Consider the following 19,810-nt stretch of genomic DNA (forward strand, 5'->3'; position numbering starts at 1 on the left):
CCCTGCGGCTCCACCAGGGGCCCCATATTACTCCTACACCTTTTCGGCAAATGGGCCTCGGCCACCCCACCTCAAAGCCCCTGATAATTAGGCCCAGCCCCCCCCTCCGGCGTCACCCACGTAATAATCTCGTACGGATCCTTGATATCGCACGTCTTGCAATGCACGCAGTTCGCCGAGTTGATCTGCAGCCTCTTCCCCGCGTCATCCTCGACGATCTCGTACACCCCCGCCGGACAAAACCGCTGGCAAGGATTCCCATACTCCGTCGTACACCGGTCAATACAAATGGTCGTGTCCAGCACCTTCAGATGCACCGGCTGGTCCTCATCATGCTCAGTCGCCGCAAAATACACACTGGCCAGCCGATCCCTCGGTGGCAGGCTACGTTCAACGTAGTCCTTCTTCGGCGCCTCATACTGGTCAAGCTTCTTCAACGACGACCAATCCGCATGGTTGCGCAGCGTCCACGGCGAAGCACCGCCAGTCACAGTCTCCCAGGCCGCATTGATCAACCCCCACCACAGCCCCTTGTTGAACCCGGGCCGGATATTCCGCACCTTCCTAAGCTCGGCCATGATCGCCGAACCCCGAAGCTTCGCGTCGAACCCCGCCGGCGCCAAAGAATCAGCCACATGCTCAGCAGCCAGCATCCCAGAGCGTATCGCCTGGTGCGTCCCCTTGATCTTCGGCACATTCAGTAGCCCCGCCGCATCACCGATCAGCAACGCCCCTGGCATCTCCGTCTTGGGCAGCGACTGATATCCGCCCTCGACGATGGCCCGCGCGCCCGCCGAAACAATAGTCCCGCCCTCCAGCAAAGCCTTCACCTTCGGGTGGTGCTTCAACTGCTGAAACGCCTCGAACGGCGAGAACATCGGGTCGGGATAGTCCAGGCCGGCAACGAAGCCGATAGCCACGCGGTCGTTGTCCAGGTGGTAGATGAAGCTGCCGCCATAGGTGTCGTTGGCCAGCGGCCAGCCCAGGGTGTGCATCACCTTGCCCGCCGAGCCCCGTCCGGTAGGGAGCTGCCATAGTTCCTTGATACCAATGCCGTAGGTCTGCGGATCGGCATCCTTGTCCAGCCCGAACGTGCGGATCAGGTTCTTGGTCAGGTGCCCGCGGCAGCCCTCGGCCAGCACCGTCAGCCTGGCGTGGATGTCGATACCTTCGGTATAGCCGGGTTTGTGCGTGCCATCGCGGGCGACACCCATGTCGCCGATGCGCACGCCGGCTACGGCGCCGTCGCGGTCGAAGAGGTTCTCGGCGGCGGCGTAGCCGGGGAACACATCCACACCGAGGGCTTCGGCCTGGGGCGCAAGCCAGGCGCACGTGGCGCCAAGGCTCACGATGAAATTCCCAGAGTTGTGCATCTGCGGCGGGGTGGGCATCTTCGTGGCGCTGGCATGGTCGCGCAGCCACCAGAACTCGTCTTCCTTCACCGGCACGCATACCGGCGGCGGGTTGTCGCGCCAGCCGGGAAGCAGGGCGTCGAGCGGCGCCGGTTCGATCACCGCGCCGGACAGGATCTGCGCGCCGATGCTCGAGGCTTTCTCGATCACGCACACCGTGGTATCGGGCTTGAGCTGTTTCAGGCGGATGGCAAACGACAGGCCAGCGGGGCCCGCGCCAACGACGACAACGTCGTATTCCATCGATTCGCGCTCGCTCATGGCTGGCTCCGTGGTGTGGCCGCTGATTGTGGCGATTCACACGCCGGGCGGCAAATGTCTGCCGGTCATTGCACGGCGTTAACCAGGATTGTTCATAATCGTCGCATCAAAGGAGTGTCCATGAGCGCATTGCCACCGATCGACGACCGTGACATCCGCCGCGCAACGCTGGTGCAGTTGCTGCATTGGCTGGCCATTGGGCGACTACAGCCACTGGAGCTGGCGGCAAGCTACCAGGATGCGATCAAGCGCCTCAATCCGGCGCTGAACGCTTACCTGGAGACATCCGACGCACTGATCCAGGAACAGGCGATAGCGGCCGACCGGCGCCGGCGCGATGGCGTGATGGGCCGCCTGGACGGGGTGCCGGTGGCGATCAAGGACAACTTCGACTTCGCGGGCCTGCCCACGCGCGCGGGCATGCGGCGGCGCAGCAAACCGGCGACCCACGACGCACACGTGGTGGCGCGGCTTCGCGCCTCCGGCGCGGTGATCCTGGGCAAGACCAACATGGACGAAGGCGCGCTGGGCGTCACCACCGATAATCCGCATCATGGCGTCACGCATAATCCGCATCGCCATGGCTATACGGCGGGTGGTTCATCCGGTGGCGCGGCGGTGGCCGTGGCCGCGGGCCTGGCGGCGGCGGCGGTGGGCTCCGATAGCCTGGGCTCGATCCGCATCCCGGCGAGCTACTGCGGCATTTACGCGATCAAGCCGACGCACGGGGAAATCTCCGCCCGTGGCCTGGTGCCGGCAGCCCGGCGCCTTGATGCCGTGGGTATCCTTGCCCGCTCGGTGGACGACCTCACACTACTGCTGCAGGTGCTGGCGGGCTACGACGCGGACGACGCGCGCTCGCGCCGCCGCCGGGTGGCTTTCCAGTTGCCTGATTGGGAACCGGGCCACTTGCGCACCGGGCTATTGCCCGACCTCGCCCATTTCGGCATCCAGCCGGAGGTGATCGACGTGTTCAACCAGGCACTGGAAAAACTCCCCCGTGAATTGGGCGAGCGCCGCGCGGTGGACTTCGACGACTGGGATTTCGCCCGCACGCGACGCGCCGGCCTGCTGCTGATGGAATCGGAGATGCTTAATACCTTCGCCGAGGAATTGGCCGACGAGGCCTATCCGGTGTCCGCGCGCCTGCGCGGCATGCTCGACTATGCCCGGCACAAGTCCGCGGCCGACTACGCCGCCGCCGACCTGGTGCTCGACGCCGCCACCTTGAAGATGCGCCGCCTGTTCGCCCAGGTGGATGTACTGGTGATGCCCACCACGCCCCAGGGCGCGTTCCCGCTCAGCGATACGCCGCCTGCTTCGCAGGCCGACCTCACCAGCTTTGCCAGCCTCGCCGGCTGCCCGGCGGTGAGCATCCCGATGGGCACGCTGCCCAATGGATTACCCATCGGCATGCAACTGGTCGGTGCCCGCGGGTCGGACCTTCGCCTGCTGGAGCTGGCCCAGGTATGTGCGTCCACCCTAGATGCCGATCCAATCTATCCAGTAGAAGCGCGGGCCTAGCGCGCCACCGACCAGGCCACCACCTCAGCCGCCAGCGCATCGCTGGCGCGCCCGAATGCGGCTACCACCTGCGGTACATCCTTGCTGGCCGCGGGCTCACGCACTTCGAAGTTCTTCGTGGCGAGTATCCGGTGGTTGGCGGCGTCCACCAGTTGCACGTCGTAGCGCACCACGGCCACGGGCGCGCCGTTGTCGTACACCGACTGGAACGATCGCAACTGGCCGTCGAGCTCGCGGTCGGCATGCAGGTTGGTGTCATCGTTGCTGACCGCCGCCACCCGGCCGTCGGCACGGAAGGTGTCGATCAGGCGGTCGCGCACCAAGGTGGGCGCACGGTCGCTCCAGCGCGATGCCTTGTACGTGGTGATCGTGTTCCCATCTGGCACCACCGCGATGCGGCTGGAGTCAATCAAACCCGAAGCCTGCGGCGTGTCCACCCTGAGCGTCCACTTGACCGGCGCACCGGTGGCGGCCGGCACCGGCGCCGACGGCAGCAGGTACACGTTGGGCACTTCCGCCTTGGGCAGGATCGAGCAGCCGGCCAGCAGCGATAGCAACAAGGCACCGCCCGTGCTCTTGATCATCCACACACTCATGGTACGAACTCCTTGCTCTTGTCGCGGCCCAAGAGGTAACGGCCGGGGTTTTCATCCAGTTGCCGGGTCACCTGGCGCAGTCCCGCAAGGGTCTGGCGCAATTCACGGATGGCAGGACCGAGGTCGTTCAGGCCCTGCGCGCCGTTGTCCAGGGCGTCGTGGTTGCGGTTGAGTATCTGGTCCACCGTGGCCGTGGTGCGCTCGAGGGACGCCATGGCGTTGCGGGCGCTCTCCAGCGTCTGCTTGCCCGGGCCGTTCACCAGCGTATCGGCATGGCCGATCAGGGCTTGCGCCTGCACAAGCGCCTGGTTCGCTTCCTTGCTGGCCGCGGTCATCTGTTCGATCAGCGTACGCAGGTTGCCTCGCTCATCAGCCAGGGCGCCGGTGGCTTTCTCAATGTGGTCCAGCGTGTTCTGGATGCGGTTGATGTTTTCGTTCGACAACAACTGCGTGGCGCGCAAGGCCGCCTGGCTGAGGTTGGTCACCAGGTCTTCACCGTTGGCGAACAACTTCGCGAAAGGCGAGGGGTCGGCAATGATCACCGGCGGGTTGCCATTGGTGGACACCAGCAGATGGCTGCCGGGCGAGCCACCGGAGAGCTGGATCACCGCCACGCCGGTAACGCCGGTGAGCGTGAGCTTGGCACGGGTATCCTGGCGGATCGGCACGTCGCCGCCGGTGCGGATGCGCGCGATCACGCGCCGCGGGTCGGCCGGGTCAAGCTGCAGGCGGTAGATACTGCCCACGCGGATGCCGTTGTATTGCACGGCGCCGCCCTTGGTCAGGCCCGTCACGGCCTCGTTGAAGATCACGTCGTATTCGTTATAGGCCCTATCCGCGCTGGACTTCACCAGCCACAGGGAAAATCCCAGGCCCAGGGCCAGCACGATGACGGTGAACAGGCCGATAAGGATGTGATGCGCTCGGGTTTCCATGGCACACCTATATAGATAAGGAAGAACGCGCAGCGCGGCCGCGTGGACCATGGAAGTACTCGCGTATCCACGGATCGTCGGTGGCCGCCACCTTCTCCAGCGTGTCGGCCACCAGCACGCGCTTTTGCGACAGCACAGCCACGCGGTCGCACGTGGTGTAAAGCGTATCCAGGTCGTGCGTCACCAGGAACACGGTAAAGCCCAGGGCGTTGCGTAGTGTCAGCAGCAGCTGGTCGAAGGCGGCGGCGCTGATCGGGTCCAGCCCCGCGGTGGGTTCGTCCAGGAACAACACTTCCGCATCCAGCGCCAGCGCACGGGCCAGCGCCGCCCGCTTGGTCATGCCGCCGGAGAGCGATGCCGGGTACTTGCCGGCGGTGTCCCTGGCCAGGCCCACCAGCGCCAGCTTCACCGCGGCCAGGCGAGTGGCGTCCTCGCGGCTAAGCAGCGCGTGCTCGATCAGCGGCAGGGCGATGTTCTCGGCCACCGTCATCGAGGAAAACAGCGCGCCGTCCTGGAACAGTACGCCGAAGCGGCGCTCCAGTTGTGAGCGCTGCTCGGAAGGCAAGGCCAACAGATCCTTTCCGAACACCCGAACCGATCCCGCCGATGGCCTCCGCAGCCCCACGATCGAGCGCAGCAATACCGACTTGCCGGTACCTGATCCGCCCACCACGCCAAGGATCTCCCCGCGATACACGGTCAGATCCAGGTGTTCGTGCACGGTCTGCTCGCCGAAGCGGTTGGCCAGGTCCCGTACCTCGATGATCGGCTCGCGTGCGCTCACCAACCCATCCCCGTATAGAAGAGGGCGGCGATGGCATCGAACAGGATCACCACGAAGATCGACTGCACCACCGCCGAGGTGGTGTGCTCGCCCACCGATTGCGCGCTGCCGGCCACCTTGAAGCCTTCCATGCAGCCGATCACCGCGATAAGGAAGGCGAAGAACGGCGCCTTGGCGATGCCCACCAGGAACTGGCGCAGGTGGATGTCCTCGTGGAACAGGTTAATGAACATCGTGGGCGTGATGCCCAGGGTGGCGTAGCAAACCACCGCGCCGCCGATCACGCCGGCCATCATGGCGATGAAGGTGAGCAGCGGTAGAGCCACCAGCAGGGCCAGCACGCGTGGCAGCACGAGCAGTTCCACCGGGTCCAGGCCCAGGGTGCGGATGGCGTCGATCTCCTCGCGCGCCTTCATCGAACCGATCTGCGCGGTGAAGGCGCTGGCGGTACGGCCGGCGAGCAGGATCGCCGTCAGGATCACGCCGAACTCCCGCAGGAAGGCATAAGCGACCAGGTCGACAGTGAAGATGGTGGCGCCGAAGTCCGCCAGCACCGTGGCGCCCAGGAACGCCACCACCGCGCCCACCATGAACGACAGCAGCGCCACGATGGGCAGGGCGTTCAGGCCGGTCTGCTCGATGTGCGACACCAGCGAGGTGACGCGCCAGCGCTTCGGGCGCCAGAAGGTGCGCCCCAGGGCTTCGAAGACAATGCCGACGAAGCCGAGCAGCTTGAGTGTCTGCTTTCCAAAGCTCTCCACCCCTGCGCCGATCTGGGCGAGGAAATCCTCCAGCCCCTTCGACCGTCGCGGCCGCGCCGGCTTGCAGTACGCGGCCAGGGCATTGCCCACCGTCTGCAGCAGCGCCGCGCGTGCATCGGGCAGGCCCGTACCGGCGGCCAGCCGCGCGACCCGTGCAGGGCCCAGCAGATCGGCCAGCAACGAGGCGCCGGCCGTGTCCAGGGCGCCCAGGCCGGAGAAGTCCACGGCCGTATGGTCGCTTACCTGGTCGCAGCAGATGCGCATGTGCGCGTGCAGGGTGGCGTAGTAGGGGAGGGTCCAGTCGCCGGCGACCACAAGGCGGCCCGTGCCCGACGAAACGTCGATGCTGGCCGTGCCTGGTGTCCCCTCGGTTGCCATGCATGGAAGGCTAGCAAGATTCCAAGGATAATGACTGCTTCCCCAAGCAATCGAGCCCAAGTCGATGACCCAGAAAACCGTCCTCAACGCCACGCATCGCGAGCTCGGCGCCCGCATGGTGGACTTCGGTGGCTGGGACATGCCCATTGCCTATGGGTCGCAGATCGAAGAACACCACGCCGTGCGCCAGGCCGCCGGCATGTTCGATGTGTCCCATATGACCGTAGTGGACCTCACCGGCGAGGCCACGCGGCCGTTCCTGCGGCATCTGCTTGCCAACAACATCGACAAGCTGGCCAAGCCCGGCAAGGCGCTGTATTCGTGCATGCTCAACGAGCGTGGGGGCGTGATCGACGACCTCATCGCCTATTTTCTGCGCGAGGATTTCTTCCGCCTGGTGGTGAATGCCTCCACCCGCGACAAGGATCTCACCTGGATCGAACGCCAGGCCACGGCGTTCGGCGTGGCCGTGCGCGAGCGTCCGGAGTTCGCCATGATCGCCGTGCAGGGACCGACCGCCCGCGACACCGTGCTGGGCCTGTTACCTGAGGACAGCCGAGCGAAGGTTGCAAAGCTGGGCAAGTTCGTCGCCGCCGAGGTCGAGGGACCCAACGGCATCCCGCTGTTCGTGGCGCGCACCGGCTACACCGGCGAGGAAGGGTTCGAGATCATCGTCCCGGACACCCGTGCGGTGGAGCTGTGGCAGGCCCTGGCCGCCGCCGGCGTCGCGCCCGCGGGCCTGGGTGCCCGCGACACGCTTAGGCTCGAGGCCGGCATGAACCTTTACGGTCAGGATATGGACGAAGACGTCACGCCGTGGGAGGCCAACCTCGGCTGGACGATATCGCTCGACGAGGGTCGCGACTTCATCGGCCGCGCCGCGCTCGAGGCACAGAAGAACGCAGGCGTGCCGCGCACCATGGTCGGCCTGGTGCTCGATGAAAAAGGCGTGCTGCGGCACGGCCAGAAGGTGCTCAGCGCCGCCGGTGAGGGTGAGATCCTCTCCGGCAGTTTTTCCCCCACCCTCAACCGCGCGGTAGCCTTCGCCCGCATCCCGGTGGGCGACCCCGGCGATGTGCGCGTGGACATCCGCGGCCGCGAAGTGCCCGTGCGCATCGTCAAATATCCCTTCGTCCGCGACGGCAAGCCGCAGGACGGCATCGTCATCTGATCCAGCATGGCGCCGGTTACAATCCGGCCCGATCTAAAACCCCAGGAGCACCCCCATGAGCGAGATCCCAGGCGACCTGAAGTTCCTCAAATCCCACGAATGGGCACGCGTCGAAGACGACGGCACCGTGCGCGTGGGCATCTCCGACCACGCGCAGACCCAGCTGGGCGACCTGGTCTACGTCGAGCTGCCGGAAGTTGGCGCAACGGTGAAGGCCGGCACCGGCAACGGCGTTGCCGTGGTGGAGTCGGTCAAGGCCGCCTCCGACATCTATTCCCCGGTGTCCGGCGAAATCGTCGAGGTGAACGAGGCCCTCACCGACAAGCCGGAAACGATCAACGAAGACGCCTATGGCGACGGCTGGATCTTCCGCGTCAAGGTGGAAAACCGTGACGAACTGGAAGAACTCCTCGACGCCGACGCGTACGGCGAGCTTGTCGAGAACGACGACTGATTCCATCGCGCCATCCACGCCGCGCGCGGAATATTTGCGCGGAGTGGATGGTCGCCGTCGTGTTCGCGGCGGTGTCGAATATGCAGCGCGAGATGACGGCCAGGGCATCGCCCGGCCGGCGCGCATGAACCCATCGAAGAGTCGCCGATCACCCCCGCGGGGTGTCTCCGGGGTGCCTGGAGGGACTTTTCGGAAATTTTTTTTTACGCCCCGGTTGACTACCGTTCATCGCCCTGGAACGACGTTCGCGGACGTTCGGCGACGTGCATCGGCGATGCTGCATGCCACGCAATCGAATGCTGAACACAAAACGCCGTTGTCACGAAAATCGCTTGATTAAAGGGGTTTTCGTGTAACAGGACAACAATGCGGCAATTTTCATTTGGACTTCCATACGTCTTTCGATAGTGAGGCGAAAACACCGCCCGACCCCTTCGCAGGGGGCCTGGCGACCCTCGAGGGGGAATCGCAACGCCTTAATTTCATGGCCAAAATTGATTGACACCGGATATGGACAGGAATAGCTTCTGCAACAATTGACGGGGAACGGGTGATATGGGTACAGGAAGATTCGTCGCAGCGTATGTCGAACACGGTTCCAAAGCGGGTGCGGTCCGGAAGATCACGGTATCGATTCCACTCCACGTGTTGCGACTGCTTTCCGACGAACGCACTCGCCGACAAGTGAACAATTTGAGGCACGCGACGAATAGCGACTTGCTCGTCGAAGCGTTCCTCCATGCTTTTACTGGGCAACCACTGCCAACCGATGAGGAGCTGAAGAGAACTATGGCTACGACCAAGAAAACTGCAAAGAAAACTGCCAGGAAGAGCGCGGCCAAGAAGGCCGTCCGCAAGACCGTCGCCAAGAAGGCCTCCACCAAGCGTCCGGCGGCCAAGAAGGCCACCAAGCGTCCGGCCGCCAAGAAGGCCGTCCGCAAGACTGCCGCCAAGAAGGCCGTCCGCAAGACTGCTGCTAAGAAGGCTGTAAAGAAGGCCCCTGCCAAGAAAGCCGCCAGGAAGGCCCCGCGCAAGGCTGCCGTGAAGAAGACGGCCGCTGCCAAGGTGGCTCGCGCCACCCGCACTGCCAAAGTCAAGAAGTAATAAGCGGTACCCAAATAACTAGAAGTCGTATTGATCGAATTTTCCCTCCCCGCGACGCCCAGCGCGGGGAGGGCACTTCGAAGCCCTTCGCCCCGGCCCAAAGCCGGGGCGCTTCGTTTATGCGGCGCTAAAGTTATGGCCGCGCCGGCCGATGGTTTGCCGTGGAGCGGTTTTTACGGTTTACTTCACGCGTCCGTGACGTGCCTTTGGGCGCGCGGCGGGGAGAGCCACAGGGGGCTTTGCAAGGGGAAACATGCCAGGTCGCGCGTTGCGATGGATGCCAGGCGCACCGTTGCCCGGCATGGCCTGTACGGATTTTCCCCAGCGCCCTTGCCGGCATCGACCTTCACGTTCCATCCATACCTTAAGTCGGTGGTGAGAGCACATGCATAAGCGTCGTCCGGTTTTCGCACCACGCCTGGTCCGCGGTTCGACCAGCCAGATGCTCATCGCCGTGATCGCGGTGTTCTTCGCCCTCGCCGTCGCCGCCTACTTCCTGGTGTACCTGCCCAACAAGGCAGCGGTGGAGCAGATCAACGGCGCACCCACCGTTGGACAGGCTCCGGCAGCCGCCACCAGCGTGGCCGCACCCACCGACGTGGACCGTCTCAGCGTCGACCAGCTGCTTTCCGAAGCCCGCAAGGCGATGAACGATCGCCGCCTGGTGGCACCGGCGGGCAACAACGCTTACGAGTTCTACCTGAAGGCGCTCGAGCGCCAACCGGGCAACGCCGTGGCCGCCGACGCGCTGCGCGAAACGTTCACCTTTGCCTCCGGTTCCGCGGAATCCGCGATCAACCAGCGCGACTTCGCCGAAGCCCAGCGCGAGATCGACCTGCTGGCCAAGGCCGATCCGGAAAACTACACGCTCACCATCCTGCGCTCGAAGCTCGACGCGCAGCGCAAGACGCTCGATCGCGAGCAGCAACAGCTGCTCGACCAGCAGCGTCAGGCGGCGCTGGCCCAACAGCAACAGAAGGAAGCCGCGGCGCGCGCCCTGGCAGAGCAGCAGGCCGCCGCCGAAACCGCACGTCAGCAGGCCGCTGCCGCCGCCACCAAGGCTGCGGCGCCGCGGGCGACGGCTCCGGGCGCCGCCACGGGCAACGTCGCCGCGGTCACACATGCCACGCCCAGCGATGACGTCAAGATCACCGACGCGGTGCTCACGCATCGCGTCAACCCGCGCTACCCGACGGCGGCGCAGCGCGCCAACCAGGAAGGCTGGGTGGACGTGGAGTTCACCGTCAGCGGTACCGGCGGTGTGGATGCCGTAAGCATCGTCGATGCGCAGCCCAAGCATGTGTTCGACCGTTCGGCGATCGACGCGGTGAGCAAGTGGGAATTCACCCCGGCCACGCGCAACGGTGAGCCGATGCCGGTAACGATGCGCCGGCGGATCGAGTTCAAGCTCGGCCGCTAGTCGTCGTTGGCCGGCGCCTTCTTCTTCTGAGCCGTGTTGGTGGCGCGGGCCTTGCCCGCCCGCTTCTTCGAAGCCGTCGCCGCGGGCTTGCCCTTGCCATGCGACCGGGCCGCCGCAGCGGTAGCCTTACCCTTCGACGCCTTGCCACGGGCCTTGGTGGCGATCGCCGGCACGATACGCGTCGGTGCGGCGCCCTCCACGCCGGCCCAATCGACGTGCGGCGCACCGATCAGGCCATCGAGCACCATCGGCATCAGCCCCGATGGCACGGGGCCCGTGGAGTTCCACAGCGTGACAACGCCGGCGTGGTATTTGGGGAAGAAAGCGATCATCGTGCGGTAGCCTTCCACCGCGCCTGCATGGAACACGAGGGTTTCCCCGGCATAGGTGTAGACGCGCCAGCCCAGTGCGTAGTCAGCTGAGGTCAGGCGCGCAGCGCGCCAGGGCGTGGCGCGCAGTTCCGACGGCGTGGACACCTCCGGCGCGTGCAATACATCGAGCACCGAGGACGGCAGTACATCCGGATGCCCACCCATTTGCGCGATCAGCCACTGCTCCATGTCGCGGATGGATGCATTCACACCCGCGGCCGGGGCCACGCGGTAATAGTTTTCCTTCGGCTCGAACGAGATCCAGCCGTGGCCGGCCGCGCGATGGGGGCGCGCCCAGCTGGCGCTGGCCTCCAGTGAATCACGGCCATAGCTGGCGGTGTCCATGCCCAGCGGCGCGAACACGCGGCGTTCCACCTGGCGGTAGAAGAAATCGCCCGTCTGCGCATAGACGACATCGCCGATCAGGCTGAAAGCCACGTTCTGGTAGCCGTAGCACTGGCCGACACCGCAGGCCAGGTCCACCTCGTCGAGCTTTCGGACGAGGTCCTCATAGGACATGTTGTCCTCGAGCATGTTGTCGTAAGTGTTCCTGGGCAACCCCAGGCGCTGGCCCAGGATGTCGCGCACCGTGGCCTTCTGCGCCGCCTGCATGTCCTTCAATTTGAAGAAGGGCAGGGCATCGACCAGCTTGGTGTCCCAGCTCATCCGGCCGTCGTGCACCAGGATGCCGGTCACGGCGGTGGCGAAAGCCTTGGACAGCGAGGCCAGGCGGAACACCGTGGTGGGCAGCACCGGCGATTTGGTCGCCGCATCCGCGTAGCCGATGGTGTGTTCGAAGACGACCTTGTCGTCCACCACCACGGCAGTGGCCAGGCCCGCCACGGCATCGCGCGATTGAACCGTATCCAGCCACCCCTTGTAGTTCTCGATCGTCTCCTTCACGCGCTCCGGCGGCAGGTGGGCTGCCTGCGGATCGGCGTGGACGACAACAGCGGGGGCGGGTGGGGGCGCCGCCAGGGCCACGGTGGCGGGCAGGGCGGCAAGTGCGAAGAGCAGGCTGAAACGTGATGGCATGCGGGAAAGGCGACCGGCGGGGACAAGGGCTGCGAGCAAGAGCCGCACCGGCATTGTGGGCGACTTCGGCGTCTGTAACAACGTACGGTTTCGATCCGTTCAGCGCCCGGTGTGTCGCATCCGGCGTGATAGTCTGCGCCGTAACGCCCGTGGAAATTCCTGATCGCATGACTTCTGAGCGACCGGCCACTGGAGCCACCAGCCGTGAAGGCCTGCCGTGGTTGCCAGCTCTGGCGTTTTTCCTTGTGCTTACGGCGTATTACATCATCCGCCCGGTGCGCGACCAGCTGATCGGTGCGGTGGGTTCCACCGCGCTTCCGGCGTTTTATATTGCCGTGTTCGTAGCCACCCTGCTCCTTGCACCCCTCTTCGGCTACATGGTGTCCCGGTTCCGGCGTGCCCCGCTCCTGGCCTGGAGCTACAGCTTCTTCATCGCCTGCCTGGTGGCGTTCGTCCCGGCCTTCCTGGCCCAGGACCGCATCGGTGCCCGGAACCTGGGCATCGTGTTCTTCGTCTGGACCACGGTGTTCAACGTGTTCGTGGTGTCGCTGTTCTGGAGTTTCATGGCGGACATCTACGACAGCGTCCGTGCCCGTGCGGTCTTCCCGATCATCGCCATGGGCGGCATGGGCGGCGCGCTGTTCGGCCCCGTGATTACGTCCACCCTGGTATCGGTCGTGGGCATCGCGCCCCTGCTGGTGGTATCGGCATGCATGTTGGCGCTGGCGCTGGTTTGCCTGCTCTGGATGTCAAGTCGGCAACCGCCGCGCCAGGGCGCCGCCGTGGTGGAGGACGTGGCCATCGGCGGCTCCCTGCTGGCAGGCATACGGGCGGCGTGGTCGCAGCCCTTCCTTCGCAACATGGCCATCCTGATGCTGCTCAGCGACGGCATCGGCACCCTGGCCTATGCGCTGGTCGCCGACGCCGTGCATGCGACGATGCACGACAAGGTGGCCATCACGCAGTTCTACTCGCGCCTGGACCTGGCCATCAACCTCTTCGGCGCCCTGATGCAATTCACCATCACCCGGTGGGTGCTGGTGCGCCTGGGCGCGACGTGGGGGCTGATCATCCCCTCGGTGGTGAACGTGCTGCTGCTGTTGTGGGTGGCCGCCGCCAGCGGCTTCGTGCTGGCCTTCCCGCTGCCGTGGTTCAGTGGCGCAGTGGCGGTGTCGGTGTCCGTGATCACCATCATGCAGGTGGTCACCCGCGGTATGGCCTACGGCATGACCAAGCCCGCCAGTGACGTGCTGTACACGCGCGTGGCACGCGAAGAACGATACAAGGGCAAGAATTTCGTCGAGACCGCCGTCTGGCGGCTGGGCGATGTCCTGGTGACCTCAGGCGTCGTGGGCCTGCGTGCGTTGGGCGTGGGTGTCGCCGGCATGGCGCTGATCTCCATGTGTGGCTCGCTGGTGGCCACCTGGATCAGCCACAGGGCCGGTACGTCGCCCGATCTCCTGCCTGAAGCAGACATCGACACACGCCGCGCGGCTTGATGCTGCGCGGCGTTCGATATTTCTAAGAAGCGATGTACCGCTGCAACTGGTCGATTTCATGAGCCTGGTCGTCGATCACTGCCTTGACCAGGTCCCCGATGGACACCACCCCCACCACCTTGCCCCCATGTACCACCGGAAGGTGGCGGATGCGGCCGTCGGTGCAAAGGCGCATGCATTCATCCACGGTGTTGTCCAGGCCCACCGTCATCACCGGCGTGGTCATGATTTCGTCCACCGCCGTCTGCGCGGACGACTTGCCCTGCAGGATCACTTTCCGGGCGTAGTCGCGCTCGGAGATCACGCCTACCAGCTCGCTGCCCCTGAGCACCACCAGCGCGCCCACAAAGTGCTCAGCCATGGCTCGGATGGCCTCGTAAACCGGCGCGTCCGGGGCGACGGCGAATACCTCGCTACCCTTGCCCTGCAACAGATGCTTGACTTGCTGCATGTCCTGCCCCTCCGCGTGGAACGATGGAATCAGTCTAGTCCGGCGCGTGGCCGGCTCCGTTATCGCCATGTGAAGCGAGCCGGTCTTCGATGAAATAAATCGGCCTTGCCTTGCTCTCGGCATAGTTGCGGCCCACGTATTCACCGATCACGCCCAGGGCCAGCAATTGTGCGCCGCCCAGGAACAGGATCACCACCATCAAGGTGGGATAGCCACGTACCGGATCGCCGAAGGCCAGCACCTTGATGATCACCCACAGGCCGTAAAGAAAGGCCAGGCAGGCAGCGCTCACGCCTACCCAGGTGGCCAGCCGCAACGGTGCGGTGGAGAACGAGGTGATGCCTTCCATGGCGAGGTTCCACAGGCGCCAGTAGTTCCACTTGGTTTTGCCGGCGTGGCGGGACTGCCGGTCGTAGACCACGGCGGTCTGTCGGTAGCCCACCCAGGTGAACAGGCCCTTCATGAAGCGCTGGCGCTCGCGCAACTGGCGTAGGGCTTCCACGGCGCGGCGGGACAACAGGCGGAAGTCTCCGGTGTCGCGGGGCACGGGGGTATCGGAGAGCTTTTCCATCACGCGATAGAACGCCGCCGAGGTCAGGCGCTTGAAACGGCTTTCACCCTCGCGCGTGTGGCGTGTGGCATAGACCACGTCGTACCCGGCGCGCCAGCGCTCCACCAGCGCCGGAATCACTTCAGGAGGGTCTTGCAGGTCGGCGTCGATCACCACCACCGCGTCGGCGTCGACGTTGTCCAGGCCGGCGGTCATCGCCGCTTCCTTGCCGAAGTTCCGCGACAGGCGCAGGCCCGTGACGCGCGCATCGGCGGCGCCCAGTGCCGTGATGGCAGCCCACGTGAGGTCGCTGCTGCCGTCGTCGACGTAAAGCACCCGCACCGTGCCGGGCATCGTGTCGAGCACGGCCGCCAGCCGCGCATGGAAGTCGGGCAGACCATCGGCTTCGTTATAGGCCGGGACCAGCACAGTGAGTTCCGTCATCGGTTAGCGTCCTTGTCGTGGTACGGGATGATTCGAAGTGACATAGGCAGGGCCTCCCAGCTGCGACATCTGCTGGGTGATCCACGCGGTGCGCCGCATGACATAAGCGCTGGGCCTGTCCACGCGCAGGCGCCGTGGATTGGGCAGCACCGCGGCCAGCATGGCCGCCTGCGTCGTCGACAGCCGCGAGGGCGGCACATGGAAGAACGCGTCGCTGGCCGCGCCCACGCCGTAGATGCCGTTACCAAGCTCCACGATGTTCATGTACACCTCCACGATGCGCCGTTTGGGCCATGTCAGCTCCAGCAGCACGGTGAAATACGCCTCCAGCCCCTTGCGGATGAAACTGCGGCCATTCCACAGGAAAAGGTTCTTCGCCACCTGCTGGCTGATGGTGCTGGCGCCACGAAGCCGTTTACCTTCGTCCGCCGCATCGATGGCGTCCTGGATGGCGTCGACGTCGAAGCCATGGTGGAAAGGGAATTTCTGATCCTCGCCGGCTACCATGGCCAGCGGTACCAGCGGCGTCACTTCACTGGCCGGCACCCAGCGGTGGCTGAAATGGAAATTCGGCTCACTCGTGACAGCGGCCTCGATACGGCGCTCAAGCATCATCGCCGAAGTCACCGGCGGCACGAAGCGCATCACCAGCACGGCCAGCCAGGAGACCGCCACGAAGGCCAGCAGGGCCAGTCCGGCCATGCGCAGCAAGCGAATCCAGAAAGGTCGTGAATGCGTGGGCATGGATTGGCCGGGCGGAGGATGAGGCAGAGTATACGTAGGGCCGTCGTGGCCGGGCGGGAAGGTTGCCATCGAAGCTGCCCGCCCCCACGTTAGCGTGCTTGCCGGAGACCGACGTGACAGATACACCCACCTTCCCCACTGATGATGTCCTTTACCGCTTCCTGCTTGAGGAGGCCGGTGTGCGCGGCGTGCTTGTGCGCCTGGGCTCCAGCTGGCGCGAAGTAGCCTCGCGTGCCGACTATCCGGCGCCGTTGCGCAGCCTGTTGGGTGAGAGCCTGGCCGCCAGCGCGCTATTGACGGGCAACATCAAGCTGGAGGGCACGCTGTCGGTGGAGTTCAAGAGTTCCGGCCCGCTGCGCCTGCTCTTTACCGAGTGCGCCGACCAGGGCCGCCTGCGCGGACTGGCCCGCTGGAACGATCCGCTTCCCGGGTCGCTGGACCTGGGTGCGATGGAGAACGCGCTGATGGCCATCACCATCGGCAGTGCCGAGCGTGGCCAGCGCTACCAGGGACTGGTGTCGTTGGACAAACCTTCACTGGCCCAGGCGCTGGAGGGGTACTTCATGCAATCGGAGCAGTTGCCCGCGCGCATCATGCTGGTGGCCGATGGCGATCACGCGGTGGGCCTGATGTTGCAGAAGATGCCTGGCGAAGGCGGCCATGGCGGTGTGTCGGACGACGATGCATGGAATCGCGTCAGCCACCTGACCAACACATTGACCCTGGCGGAACTTGCCACCACGCGCCCGGAAGAATTGCTGTTCCGTCTGTATCACGAAGAGAACGTGCGTCTGTTCGAGCCACGCATGCTTGCCTTTGGCTGCAGCTGTTCACGCGAGCGTGTGCAGGCGATGTTGCGATCGTTGGGGCGCGAGGAAGTGCAGGCCGCGCTCGATGCCCGTGACGGCGAGATCGAGGTGATCTGCGAGTTCTGTGCGCAGCGCTACACCTTCGACAAGGTGGACGCCGAGCAGGTGCTTGCCGCCGATCCCGCGGCCGTGCCGGCGGCGCCGACGCGGCTGCAGTAAACCTCAGGGCATCAGGGCTGGTGGGCCGGCTCTGCCGGCGTCGGGGCCGGTGCCGTGGTCGGCGCCGGTGCCTCGGGCAGGGTGAGCAGGGGGTCGGCCTGCTGAGCCTCGAGCGTGCGGATGTTCTGCTGTACCTGTTCCAGTTGTGCACGGGTGCTGCGCAGGTCCGTGCTTAGCGAGGTGGCCTGTGCCTTGGCCTGCTGCTGCATCGCGGCCACCTGCGTGGCCTGCTGCTGCCGGTGCTGGGCATCTTCCTGCAACTTGGCCAGCCGCTGCTGGTTCAGGCTCAGGAGTTTCTCGCCGTACTTGCGACCGGCCTCCAGGCGCACGGTGTCGATGTCGGTCTGGGCCAGTTGCTCGCTTTGCTGGGCGAAGGTGCGGTAGACGCGCTCGGCGTCGGCCACCACGTCTGATTTGATCACGCGCCAGTACTCGGCGTTGTGCGACAGCACCACGTAGTACACCAGGTGGTCGGCATCGAACAGCAGGCTTGCGGCGTAGCTGCCGTTGGCGGTGCGGCGCAGTTCCGAAAGCGCGTGTTCATCGACCAGGCGCCGCAGTTCGTCGGCCGTGGCACCGCTGATCTGGGACGGGCCGGTGGGCACGTCGGCCGGGGCCGCTGCTGGCGCGGCTGCCGGGGGCCGCGGGGCCGGGGCATGCTTGGCGGCAAAAACCATGCCCACGGGGGCAAGGGCCAGCACAAGGCAGGCAGCCAGCTTGGAGGCGGTTGTCATGGCCTTTCGTGTCATGCGGATTCCCTGCGGCCATTTCGCACTGAAACGGCACCTGAATCCATACTTTAATGGGTGCGACACCTGTCCGCCACGCCGCCGGGGCGATTTTTCCGTCCGATTTGGTCCTGCCGGCAGCCAGCAGCCGGATATTGGCTCGCCGGGGGGCCCCAGCAGGGGTATTTACCCGGAGCAGCCGGAACCAGGCTCAAGACCGTGGGCTACGACTTAAATCAGCCCGGGTAGTTGCCGAATTCGTGCAGCTATACACCCAGGTGTTTGCTCCTATAAATTCTACGGTGCCACAGCCTGAATGGAGCAACGCGCGTGGGTGGGGAAATCAGCGACGGGGGAGGCGTGGTGCGCTCGTTCGACCTGGCCGGAGTATCGGCGGTGTTGGGCGTTTGCGAGGCAGATGTGGTGCTGTTGGGAGCCGCGGCACTGGAAGGTGAAGTGGTTACGCAACAAGCGGGCGATTGCGTGTTGATCACCGGCTGCTATGGGTTCTCATTCCGGGCCAGTTTCACCATGCCCGAGGACACGAGCCTGGTGGCTTACATCCATGACACCGCACCGCAGAGCTGGTGCCACGGCGTGGGGCTGGAACCAGGTTCGGTGGCCACGGTGCTCGCCGAAGGTAGTAGCGAGTTGCTGCTGGTTGCCGGTTGCCGCTGGACATTGATGCTGCTGCCCGCAACCACCCTGCGCACGGAATTCGCCGCATTGTCGCCCGACAATCCGGAGCCCACCGCCCATCGCCTGCGCATGTTCATCGCCGGTCACTCGGGAGAGGCCCGATCGCTTGGTGATGGCTACGACGAGCTGCGCGCCCGCCTGGAGAGCGGCGAACCTGCAGGCGAGCTGGTGACGCCACTGCTTCGACGGCACCTGGCGGCGACGCTTGGCGCCACCGCCGAGGAGCGCCCGGTTCCCACCCGCGGCCGCCGGGCGCACTACGTCACGGTGCGACGCGTGGAAGACTTCATGCGGGCGAACCTGCGCCGCGACATCTACATCCAGGAACTATGCAATGCGGCCGGGGCCAGCGAGCGTGCGTTGCGTTACGCCTTCGACGACCTGGTCGGCATCCCACCCAATCGCTTCCTGTCACTGCTGCGTCTTTGCGCGGCCTATCGCAGCCTGATGGAGGCCGACGCCAGCCGTCGTTCGGTGAAGTCGGTGGCGCTGAGTTGCGGCATGTGGGACCTGTCGCGTTTCGCCGAGCATTACCGGCAAACTTTCGGCGAATTGCCGCGTGCCACCCTGGTCCGCAGCCAGCAGGGCGAAATCGCCGGAGATTGATTGCTTTCCCCGCGACTTGCGATTGGTAGTCAATGACGCTGTACTTGCACCAACGGTGGCAAGGCGGGGCGGGAAGGCAACCATGGGGAAGGTAACGGGCGGATCGTCCGGAAGGCGCGCAGGCGCCGCCAGGAGCGTGTGGCTGGCGTGCATGGCTGCCGCGGTAGCCGCGCCGGCATTCGGCCAGAAGACGGCAACCCAGCTCGACGACCTCACCGGCACGATGACCCAATACACCCAGCCGAAGGCCCATGCCCCGGCTCGGGCAGCGACGACGGCGAAAGCGCAGGCATCCACACCGGTCAAACCATCCCGGCGGAGCACGATGGCACCGTTGCCCGAGAAGCCTGTCCGGTCCGAACACGAAGGCGGCGCCGCAGCGACCCGACCTGCATCCTCGTCCCACGACATCACCGCGCCAAGGCAACTGCCGCGCCCGGCAAATCGCGCAACGCCTGCGCCATCGGCGCCGAAGGTCGCCACGACACCCCGCCAGCAAGCTCCACCCTTGCCTGCCAGGGCGCCTGTCGTTGCGCCTTCTGCTGCCGCGGTGACGATATCCACCGGAGCGCCCGCGTCGACATCCAAGGGTGGTGCGACCGCCGCAGTCGCCGAACAGGACGATGGCGGTGTGCGCTTCTGGAGGCGGCCATGGAGCTGGATAGCTGGTGCCGTGGTGCTTGCCTTGCTGCTGCTCGAAGTGGTGGGATGGCGTCGCCACCACCGCCGCAAACGCGATGCCACGGTGCTGGCAAACATCGTTCCGACGGCGACGCCAGGTGATCGCGAAGCCGATTACCATCCACGGCCCTCGCATCCACCTGATCGTTCGCGTCAGTCGGGTGCCGGGTAGGT

The 19,810-nt window shown here is 65.3% G+C and carries 19 protein-coding genes and 1 pseudogene; 10 read left to right on the forward strand and 10 right to left on the reverse strand.

Translation table 11 applies throughout. The annotated features are described in order from the left end of the window. Window positions 1-71: 71 nt before the first annotated feature. The gene (locus tag VGM61_RS18515) at window positions 72-1,673 is read right to left on the reverse strand and encodes an electron transfer flavoprotein-ubiquinone oxidoreductase (RefSeq protein WP_331524396.1); all 1,602 of its coding nucleotides are present in this window, start codon (window positions 1,671-1,673) and stop codon (window positions 72-74) included. A 120-nt stretch (window positions 1,674-1,793) separates the two neighbouring features. Between VGM61_RS18515 and VGM61_RS18520 the strand changes: the two genes are divergently transcribed. Beyond that, the gene (locus tag VGM61_RS18520; RefSeq protein WP_331524397.1) at window positions 1,794-3,197 is read left to right on the forward strand and encodes an amidase; all 1,404 of its coding nucleotides are present in this window, start codon (window positions 1,794-1,796) and stop codon (window positions 3,195-3,197) included. On the opposite strand, the gene VGM61_RS18525 is transcribed toward VGM61_RS18520, so the two are convergent. The 4 genes from VGM61_RS18525 to VGM61_RS18540 are packed head-to-tail and all read right to left on the reverse strand — an operon-like array spanning window position 3,194 to window position 6,651. Then, complete coding sequence (locus VGM61_RS18525; protein WP_331524398.1) at window positions 3,194-3,793, reverse strand: ABC-type transport auxiliary lipoprotein family protein; 600 nt, start codon at window positions 3,791-3,793, stop codon at window positions 3,194-3,196. The two genes, VGM61_RS18520 and VGM61_RS18525, sit on opposite strands and share 4 nt — an antisense overlap. Then, window positions 3,790-4,728, reverse strand: coding sequence for an MlaD family protein (locus tag VGM61_RS18530; protein ID WP_331524399.1), 939 nt, complete (start codon window positions 4,726-4,728; stop codon window positions 3,790-3,792). Before VGM61_RS18530 ends, VGM61_RS18525 begins: the two co-directional genes overlap by 4 nt. Window positions 4,729-4,735: 7 nt before the next feature. Next, a complete protein-coding gene (locus VGM61_RS18535; protein WP_331524400.1) occupies window positions 4,736-5,512 on the reverse strand; it encodes an ABC transporter ATP-binding protein in 777 nt (258 codons plus the stop codon). Beyond that, on the reverse strand, window positions 5,509-6,651 hold the full coding sequence (locus VGM61_RS18540; RefSeq protein ID WP_331524401.1) for an ABC transporter permease: 1,143 nt from the start codon (window positions 6,649-6,651) through the stop codon (window positions 5,509-5,511). Before VGM61_RS18540 ends, VGM61_RS18535 begins: the two co-directional genes overlap by 4 nt. A 64-nt stretch (window positions 6,652-6,715) precedes the next feature. Here VGM61_RS18540 and gcvT point away from each other — a divergent pair, with 64 nt between their 5' ends. The 5 genes and pseudogenes from gcvT to VGM61_RS18565 all read left to right on the forward strand — a co-directional run bounded on the left by gcvT (window position 6,716) and on the right by VGM61_RS18565 (window position 10,800). Continuing rightward, on the forward strand, window positions 6,716-7,822 hold the full coding sequence (gcvT, locus tag VGM61_RS18545; protein WP_331524402.1) for a glycine cleavage system aminomethyltransferase GcvT: 1,107 nt from the start codon (window positions 6,716-6,718) through the stop codon (window positions 7,820-7,822). A gap of 55 nt (window positions 7,823-7,877) precedes the next feature. Then, window positions 7,878-8,276 (forward strand): glycine cleavage system protein GcvH, encoded by a 399-nt coding sequence (gene gcvH, locus VGM61_RS18550; RefSeq protein ID WP_331524404.1) that lies wholly within the window; start codon window positions 7,878-7,880, stop codon window positions 8,274-8,276. A gap of 555 nt (window positions 8,277-8,831) precedes the next feature. After that, window positions 8,832-9,062: pseudogene (metJ, locus tag VGM61_RS18555) on the forward strand (met regulon transcriptional regulator MetJ); the annotation flags it as partial. Beyond that, window positions 9,036-9,380, forward strand: a complete 345-nt coding sequence (locus tag VGM61_RS18560; RefSeq protein ID WP_414694916.1) for a hypothetical protein — start codon at window positions 9,036-9,038, stop codon at window positions 9,378-9,380. The pseudogene metJ and the gene VGM61_RS18560, both read left to right, overlap by 27 nt. Before the next feature lie 385 nt (window positions 9,381-9,765). Then, window positions 9,766-10,800 carry a TonB family protein gene (locus tag VGM61_RS18565; RefSeq protein WP_331524405.1) on the forward strand — a complete coding sequence of 345 codons (1,035 nt, stop codon included), beginning with the start codon at window positions 9,766-9,768 and terminating at the stop codon, window positions 10,798-10,800. Here the strand turns inward: VGM61_RS18565 and VGM61_RS18570 are convergent. Next, entirely contained in the window at window positions 10,797-12,206 is a 1,410-nt protein-coding gene (locus tag VGM61_RS18570; protein ID WP_331524407.1) for a serine hydrolase domain-containing protein, read from the reverse strand. The genes VGM61_RS18565 and VGM61_RS18570 overlap by 4 nt on opposite strands. A gap of 167 nt (window positions 12,207-12,373) precedes the next feature. On the opposite strand from VGM61_RS18570, the gene VGM61_RS18575 reads away from it, so the two are divergent. After that, the gene (locus VGM61_RS18575) at window positions 12,374-13,705 is read left to right on the forward strand and encodes an NTP/NDP exchange transporter (RefSeq protein ID WP_331524408.1); all 1,332 of its coding nucleotides are present in this window, start codon (window positions 12,374-12,376) and stop codon (window positions 13,703-13,705) included. Window positions 13,706-13,727: 22 nt separating this feature from the next. Here VGM61_RS18575 and VGM61_RS18580 read toward each other — a convergent pair whose 3' ends face one another. The 3 genes from VGM61_RS18580 to mtgA are packed head-to-tail and all read right to left on the reverse strand — an operon-like array spanning window position 13,728 to window position 15,852. Then, window positions 13,728-14,156, reverse strand: a complete 429-nt coding sequence (locus VGM61_RS18580) for a CBS domain-containing protein (RefSeq protein WP_331524409.1) — start codon at window positions 14,154-14,156, stop codon at window positions 13,728-13,730. Window positions 14,157-14,190: 34 nt separating this feature from the next. Then, window positions 14,191-15,150: a glycosyltransferase family 2 protein gene (locus VGM61_RS18585; RefSeq protein WP_331524410.1), complete on the reverse strand. Its 960-nt coding sequence runs from the start codon at window positions 15,148-15,150 to the stop codon at window positions 14,191-14,193. 3 nt (window positions 15,151-15,153) lie between these two features. Then, window positions 15,154-15,852, reverse strand: coding sequence for a monofunctional biosynthetic peptidoglycan transglycosylase (gene mtgA / locus VGM61_RS18590; protein ID WP_331524411.1), 699 nt, complete (start codon window positions 15,850-15,852; stop codon window positions 15,154-15,156). Between the two features lie 155 nt (window positions 15,853-16,007). On the opposite strand from mtgA, the gene VGM61_RS18595 reads away from it, so the two are divergent. Next, window positions 16,008-16,922, forward strand: coding sequence for an Hsp33 family molecular chaperone HslO (locus VGM61_RS18595; protein ID WP_331524412.1), 915 nt, complete (start codon window positions 16,008-16,010; stop codon window positions 16,920-16,922). 11 nt (window positions 16,923-16,933) lie between these two features. Here the strand turns inward: VGM61_RS18595 and VGM61_RS18600 are convergent, their stop codons facing one another. Next, complete coding sequence (locus VGM61_RS18600) at window positions 16,934-17,656, reverse strand: DUF2968 domain-containing protein (protein ID WP_331524413.1); 723 nt, start codon at window positions 17,654-17,656, stop codon at window positions 16,934-16,936. 324 nt (window positions 17,657-17,980) lie between these two features. Between VGM61_RS18600 and VGM61_RS18605 the strand changes: the two genes are divergently transcribed. Together VGM61_RS18605 and VGM61_RS18610 are read left to right on the forward strand one after the other, a co-directional pair. Next, window positions 17,981-18,955 (forward strand): AraC family transcriptional regulator, encoded by a 975-nt coding sequence (locus tag VGM61_RS18605; RefSeq protein ID WP_331524414.1) that lies wholly within the window; start codon window positions 17,981-17,983, stop codon window positions 18,953-18,955. Between the two features lie 82 nt (window positions 18,956-19,037). Continuing rightward, entirely contained in the window at window positions 19,038-19,808 is a 771-nt protein-coding gene (locus VGM61_RS18610; RefSeq protein WP_331524415.1) for a hypothetical protein, read from the forward strand. The last annotated feature ends 2 nt before the right edge of the window (window positions 19,809-19,810 follow it).

Source organism: Pinirhizobacter sp. (assembly GCF_036499745.1).
Lineage (GTDB): Bacteria > Pseudomonadota > Gammaproteobacteria > Xanthomonadales > Rhodanobacteraceae > Pinirhizobacter.